This window comes from Arthrobacter sp. HMWF013, from assembly GCF_003061105.1.
Classification (GTDB): Bacteria; Actinomycetota; Actinomycetes; order Actinomycetales; family Micrococcaceae; genus Arthrobacter.
In genome coordinates this window covers 1-6,197 of the sequence record NZ_QAIQ01000012.1, presented here as the reverse complement: position 1 = coordinate 6,197, position 6,197 = coordinate 1, and the positions used below count along the sequence as shown (strand labels likewise).

5 protein-coding genes are annotated in these 6,197 nt (G+C 66.6%); 1 reads left to right on the top strand and 4 read right to left on the bottom strand.

Translation table 11 applies throughout. The features are described 5' to 3' along the window. The 4 genes from DBR22_RS00440 to DBR22_RS00425 form a co-directional block, all read right to left on the bottom strand. A partial coding sequence (locus DBR22_RS00440) for an NUDIX hydrolase (protein ID WP_108597274.1) occupies positions 1-966 on the bottom strand: 966 nt, incomplete at its 3' end. A 10-nt stretch (positions 967-976) separates the two neighbouring features. Then, complete coding sequence (locus DBR22_RS00435; RefSeq protein ID WP_108597273.1) at positions 977-3,226, bottom strand: RNA degradosome polyphosphate kinase; 2,250 nt, start codon at positions 3,224-3,226, stop codon at positions 977-979. Between the two features lie 148 nt (positions 3,227-3,374). Then, positions 3,375-4,370: a mycothiol synthase gene (gene mshD / locus DBR22_RS00430; protein WP_108597272.1), complete on the bottom strand. Its 996-nt coding sequence runs from the start codon at positions 4,368-4,370 to the stop codon at positions 3,375-3,377. 217 nt (positions 4,371-4,587) lie between these two features. Next, positions 4,588-5,286, bottom strand: a complete 699-nt coding sequence (locus tag DBR22_RS00425) for a winged helix-turn-helix transcriptional regulator (RefSeq protein ID WP_108597271.1) — start codon at positions 5,284-5,286, stop codon at positions 4,588-4,590. Positions 5,287-5,630: 344 nt separating this feature from the next. Here DBR22_RS00425 and DBR22_RS00420 point away from each other — a divergent pair. Then, positions 5,631-6,197, top strand: a 567-nt coding sequence (locus DBR22_RS00420) for a permease (protein WP_108597275.1), incomplete at its 3' end; no start/stop codon positions are given.

The following is a 6,197-nucleotide window of genomic DNA, read 5'->3' as shown; positions in this document are numbered from 1 at the left end:
GTCATCAAACGGTTTGAACTGCTCCACCGCCACGATCCGGTTCTTCCGGCCCACCGCCACATGGCAGACCAGCATCTCTCCGGGCGTCAGGTACGGGTCAGAGGAGGGCAGGAGGGCCCGCAGCCGCGGCGACATGTGTTTGCCCAACTGGCTGAGGACGGTGGGCAGGGCAGGCCGGTGCGTGCAGACGGCGACGGCCTGCTGCTTTTCCAGCAAGGAGGCGATCACCGATGCCGTTTTCTTGGGCGTCCTGGCGTGACGGTGTTCGGTCAGCGCATCCACGAGTTTGACCTTCGCTCCCGATGCCCGCGAGTAGGGAGCCACGGTGGACACACAGCGCCGCCAGGGGCTGGTGACCACACGCGGCGGCCACCAGGCCTGCAGCAGCCGGCCCACCGCCTGCGCCTGCCTGATGCCGGTGGCCGCCAAGGGGCGCTCACCCTCGGCTTTGGACCAGGACGAGCGGGGCTTGGCCTTCGCATGCCGCACCACAATAAACGGCCAGGTTTCGAGTTCGCCTTTTTGATGGGCGGCCTTGAGATGCTCCAGGGGAACGACGTCGGACGGGTTGGACAGCAGTGCGGCTGCCTTTTCCGGCGCGCACCACATGATGCTGTCCACTTCCTTGCCGTCCGGCAGGAGCCGGGCCCCGTTGGCGTGGACGGCCCAGTAATGGACTACCTTCAGCCCGGACGCCACGTGATAGTGGATGGGCGGCAGGGGGATTCCGAGGGCAGCGGACAGCCCGATCTCCTCCTGGACCTCACGCGCCGCGCACTCAGGAAGCGTTTCGCCGTCGTCGATCTTGCCTTTGGGCCATGACCAGTCGTCGTACCGGGGCCGGTGGATCAGGAGGACCTCAAGGCCGTTCGAATTGACGCGCCAGGGCACAGCGCCCGCGGCCACAACCGCGACCGCCTCACCGGGATGGTCTGTCTGGTCTGCTGCCAGGGTGTCGCTTGCCAACGCCGCAGCCCTACCGCCGGCTCAGCGTGCGCTGGCGGGGGCGCGATGCGAGCAGCCAGGACTGGATGTCATCCAGCGGGGTGCCGTCATCCGCGATGTGGTGGCGCGCCCACAGGCCCTGGTTGTCAAGGTGCCAGCTGGCCGTTTCCGGATCCATGTACCGCCGCAGGAGGTCAAGGACGTAGGTGATGTCGTCGGCATTGGACAGCTGGACCAGGGCTTCAACCCGGCGGTCCAGGTTCCGGTGCATCATGTCGGCCGAGCCGATGTAGACCACCGGGTCCCCGCCGTTGGCGAACGCGAACACCCGCGAGTGCTCCAGGAAACGGCCCAGCACCGAACGCACGGTGATGTTCTCGCTGAGGCCCGGAACGCCCGGACGCAGGGAGCAGATGCCGCGGACAATGATGTCCACCATCACGCCGGCCTGGGACGCGCGGTAGAGGGAGTCGATGATTGCCTCGTCCACCATGGAGTTGACCTTGATCTGGACCCTTGCAGCCAGTCCGGCGCGGGCGTTGCGGATCTCGGTCTCGATGCGGTCGATCAGCCCCGAGCGGACAGAGCGGGGAGCCACCAGCAGGCGTTTGAACGTGGACTTCGGCGCGTAGCCGGAGAGCTGGTTGAAGAGCTTGGAAAGATCCTCGCCCACCTGCTCGTTGGCCGTCAGCAGGCCCAGGTCCTCGTAATAGCGCGCGGTGCGGGGGTGGTAGTTGCCGGTACCGATATGGCAATAGCGGCGAAGGCCGTCCACCTCCTGGCGGACCACGAGCGAGAGCTTGCAGTGCGTCTTCAGGCCCACGATCCCGTACACCACATGGACGCCGGCCTGTTCGAGCTTGCGCGCCCACGAGATGTTGGCCTGCTCATCGAACCTGGCCTTGATCTCCACGAGGGCCAGCACCTGCTTGCCGGCCTCGGCGGCGTCGATCAGGGCGTCAACGATGGGGGAGTCGCCGGAGGTCCGGTACAGGGTCTGCTTGATCGCCTGGACCTTGGGGTCGGCGGCGGCCTGTTCCAGGAACGCCTGCACCGACGTGGAGAAGGAGTCATAGGGGTGGTGCAGCAGGATGTCGCGGCGGCGCATGGCCGAGAAGACATTGGCGGCCTTGGAGGTCTCGGACTCGTTGAGGTACCGGGACGTGTGCGGCATGTGCTTGGGATAGTGCAGATCGGCCCGGTCAATGCCGGCAATGACCGAGAGCCCGCGGAGGTCCAGCGGAGCCGGGAGCGAGTACACCTCGGACTCTTCCACTCCGAGCTCGCGGATCAGCAGGGCCCGGATGTTGGGGTTGATGTCGTTGGTTACCTCAAGGCGGACGGGAGGGCCGAACCGGCGGCGCAGCAGTTCCTTCTCCAGGGCCTGGAGGAGGTTCTCGGCGTCGTCCTCTTCCACTTCCAGGTCCTCATTGCGGGTGACGCGGAAGATGTGGTGCTCCAGGACCTCCATCCCGGCAAAGAGCTTGTCCAGGTGCACGGCAATGACTTCTTCAAGGGCGATGAAACGCGCCACCCGGCCCGCCACGGCGCCGGCCCGGGGGCCGTCGATGGAGATCAGGCGGGGCAGCTGGTCCGGAACCTTGACGCGGGCGAACAGCTCCTTATCGCTGACGGGGTTGCGTACCACCACGGCCAGGTTCAGCGACAGGCCCGAGATGTAGGGGAAGGGGTGGGCCGGATCCACGGCCAGCGGCGTCAGGATCGGGAAGACCTTTTCGGCGAACATGGCACTGAGCTGCTGCTTGGCGGCGTCGTCCAGTTCATCCCAGTGCATCAGGTGGATGTGCTCGTAGGCGAGGGCCGGGCGGATCTGCTCCGCATAGACCTGGGCATGGCGCTGCTGGAGGCGGTGGGCTTCGTCGCCGATCTCTTCCAGCACTTCCACGGGGCTGAGTCCGGCGGGGGAAGGCACAGCCAGGCCGGTGGCGATGCGGCGCTTCAGGCCTGCCACCCGGACCATGAAGAACTCGTCCAGGTTGGACGCAAAGATGGAGAGGAAAGCAACGCGCTCCAGCAGGTGGAGTGTGGGATCCTCCGCGAGCTCCAGGACCCGGGAGTTGAACGCGAGCCAGCTCAGTTCCCGGTCCAGGAACCGGTCAGGCCGGATGTCACCTTCGGGGACGAGGTTGGGGGCGAACTCGGGGATGTCGATCCGGTCCTGTGTTGCGCGCGAGGCCGGGACTTCGGATGAGCCGAAGCGTGCCCGCACTGGCACTGAAGCGCCCTTGGACGTGACTGTTCCGGCGGGTTCCGGTTTCATGGTCTCTCCTTGTTGGCTGGCGCTTTTACCTGGGCGCGTGGTGCTGGCCTGCTGCCTGCGCGGTTCTCTACCAACCTTACAATCAATCGCCGGCATGAAGCCTTGAATTCACGCCCATACAAGGTGTTCATCCGGCGAGTGGGCTAACTCAGGGGGCTTGCTCCAGCCCAAGCTGGACTGCGGCCAGGGGCCCGTACATCACGTCCATGTCCCAGCGCGTAAAGCCCAGGCCACGGTAGAGCGAAACGGCGGCGGCATTGTCGGCGTCCGTGTAGAGCATCACTGCGTGCAGGCCGAGGTTCTGCAGGTACCTGATTCCGGCGACCGTGAGGGCCTTGCCGAGGCCCATGCCCTGCGCCGCGGGGGTCACGCCCACGGCATAGACCTCGCCGATGGCCGGGTGATCGCCGTGGCGCGGGTGCACCTTGGTCCAGTGGAATCCCAGCAGCCCGCCGTCGGCGTCCACGGCCAGGAGGAAACCTGCCGGATCGAACCAGTCCTCCGCCATCCGGGCTTCCAGGTCCGCCCGGGTCATGGAGCCCTGCTCGGGATGGTGGGCAAACGCGGCACGGTTCGCCGCCAGCCAGTTGTCCTCGTCCTGGCCCGGAACGAACGCGCGCAAGGTCACCCCGTCCGGGAGGCCGGCGTCGGGCAGGTCTGCCGTGGCGGTGGTCAGCCGCATCTTCCACAGTTCGCGCACGGGCCCGAAGCCGTACCGTGCAGCGAGGTCCGCCGCCGCCTCGTGGTTGCCGTGGGACCAGGCCCTCAGCCCGTCCAGGCCGCGATCGGCTTTCAGCGCGCCCACCAGCCGGTCCGCAACACCCTGGTTCCGGTAGCTGGGATGGACGGCGATTTCCAGCACGCCGCTGCCGTCCGGTTCCCCGACCACCACCGCGAACCCTGCCAGGTCCTGGCCGGAGGACGGATCCGAGTCCTCGTCCGGGGCGTAGAGGGCAAGGGTCAGGAGAGGGTGTCCAGCGGTATCGCCGGCACGGAGCATGATCACAGTCTGCTCGGACAGTGAGGGGTTGCCGTCGGATTCCCCGGCGGCCGCGAGGAGCGCCAGGCAGTCCTTCAGCAGTTGGTCGTCCACGCCGCCGTGGACAACGAGGACGGGCCATTTTTCCGGATGCGCAGGACTCATGAGGCTAGGCTATACGCCCCGGCCGGAGGCGGCCGATTTTGTGGCCGGCGGGATCCGCCCGTATAGTCGTTATCTCACCCGGCAGAACCGGCCGGGAACGAGGGGGATCCACCAGTGGGGTGGCCTCGATACGTTCGACCCGTATGTCCTCCACAGATCAAAGCAACAGCCCCGGACCACTGGTCCGGGGCTGTTGCTTTCTGCAATGACTGTGGCGTCAGGCCTCGGTCAGTTCGTCTTCCTGCTGCCGGACCAGTGTCAGGCGGTAGCCGACGTTGCGGACCGTGCTGATCAGGTTTTCATGGTCGGCGCCGAGTTTTGCGCGCAGGCGCCGGACGTGGACGTCCACGGTGCGGGTGCCGCCGTAGTAGTCGTAGCCCCACACTTCGGTGAGCAGCTGCTGGCGGGTGAATACGCGGCCGGGGTGCTGGGCCAGGTACTTGAGGAGTTCGAATTCCTTGAACGTCAGGTTCAGGGGAGCGCCGTTGACGCGGGCGGTGTAGCTCGCTTCGTCGATGACGACGCCGGCCGCGCGGATTTCGCTGGGGGTTTCGTCCTTGTCCGGGACGGCACGGGCTACCGAGAGGCGGATCCGGGCCTCCACCTCGGCAGGCCCGGCAGAGTCGAGCACGATGTCATCCACGGCCCAGGCCGAGGAAACAGCTGCCATGCCGCCCTCGGTCAGGATCAGGACCAGGGGAGCGCTGAGGCCGGTGGCTTTCAGAAGCTGGGTCAGGGAGCGGGCGCCGACCAGGTCTTTGCGGGCATCCAGCAGGACAATATCGCAGGGGTCTGTCTCGAGCAGGGCGGTGGGCTCGGCGGCGAGGATATGCACGCGGTGGTTCAGCAATTCGAGGGCAGGCAGAATGTCTACCGATGAGCCGGTGCTGTTCGTCAAGAGCAGGATGTGCGACATTGTTCCTCCATGGGGCGTCCGCGCATCTTTGGGCGACTGAACCGGGTTTTCACCGGCCGGTACTGTCTCACTGCTGCTGTCTGGACCGGGTAAGGATCTATCCGGCCGGCAACCGTAGCAGGAAGCGTAGCTGAACTCTGAGTATACCTAACGGCACTTCCGCAGCCACGGATCCGGCCTTCAAAGACATTCGTTTTGCGACATATGAGGGTCACATAAGGCAGGATTGAGCCGTGGGGGCACCAGTCCCTGCCACCCGGGGCGGAGCCGCCCGGTCCAGAGCCAGCAGGGGAAGGCAACACAGTGAGCGCAGGGTCAAAGCCCCTCAGCCGGAGGGATTCCCTATGACCGCGGGGGTGCAGGCACCGGTCCGCCTGGGATCGTGGGTGATCGGCCTGGCCGGCATCGCGGGCCTGGGGGTGATCATCGCCGGCGTGTACCCCTCCCGCGAGGCGCTGACCGCCGTCGCAGTCGTCATTGCCTTGGCTGTGGGGGTCGGTTGGCCCCACTTCCTGCGGATTCCGGCCAAAAAGACCCTCGCTGCCGTGATCGGCCTGCCGGGCGCGGGTGCTGCCCTTGCAGCCAGTTTCGTTCCGGCCCCCGGCTACCTTGACTGGACCCCCGGCTTCATTGCCCTGGGCATGATGGCGGTCTTTGTGGTGCAGCTGATCCGCGGCACCGGCCAGGCGCAGCGGCTGGAATCCACGCTGGGGTGTTGTGCCGGAGTCCTCCTCTCCTGCCTTGGTTCGGGCTGGATCGCCGGTGCCCGGTTCACCGGCGTGAAGGAAATGCTGCTGGTGGCGGCCATCAGCGCCGCGGTGGCGCTCCTCGCAGGTCTCATCCGCTGGCCGGACAGCATCATCGCGCCGCTGGGCATCGTCCTTGCAGGGCTCGCAGGCCCGCTCGCCGGG

What these genes read in the sequence shown, in the direction of transcription:
- mshD (WP_108597272.1), bottom strand. Translation starts at nt 4,370, where the DNA reads ATGAGTCCTGCGCATCCGGAAAAATGGCCCGTCCTCGTTGTCCACGGC.
- DBR22_RS00435 (WP_108597273.1), bottom strand. Translation starts at nt 3,226, where the DNA reads ATGAAACCGGAACCCGCCGGAACAGTCACGTCCAAGGGCGCTTCAGTG.
- DBR22_RS00425 (WP_108597271.1), bottom strand. Translation starts at nt 5,286, where the DNA reads ATGTCGCACATCCTGCTCTTGACGAACAGCACCGGCTCATCGGTAGAC.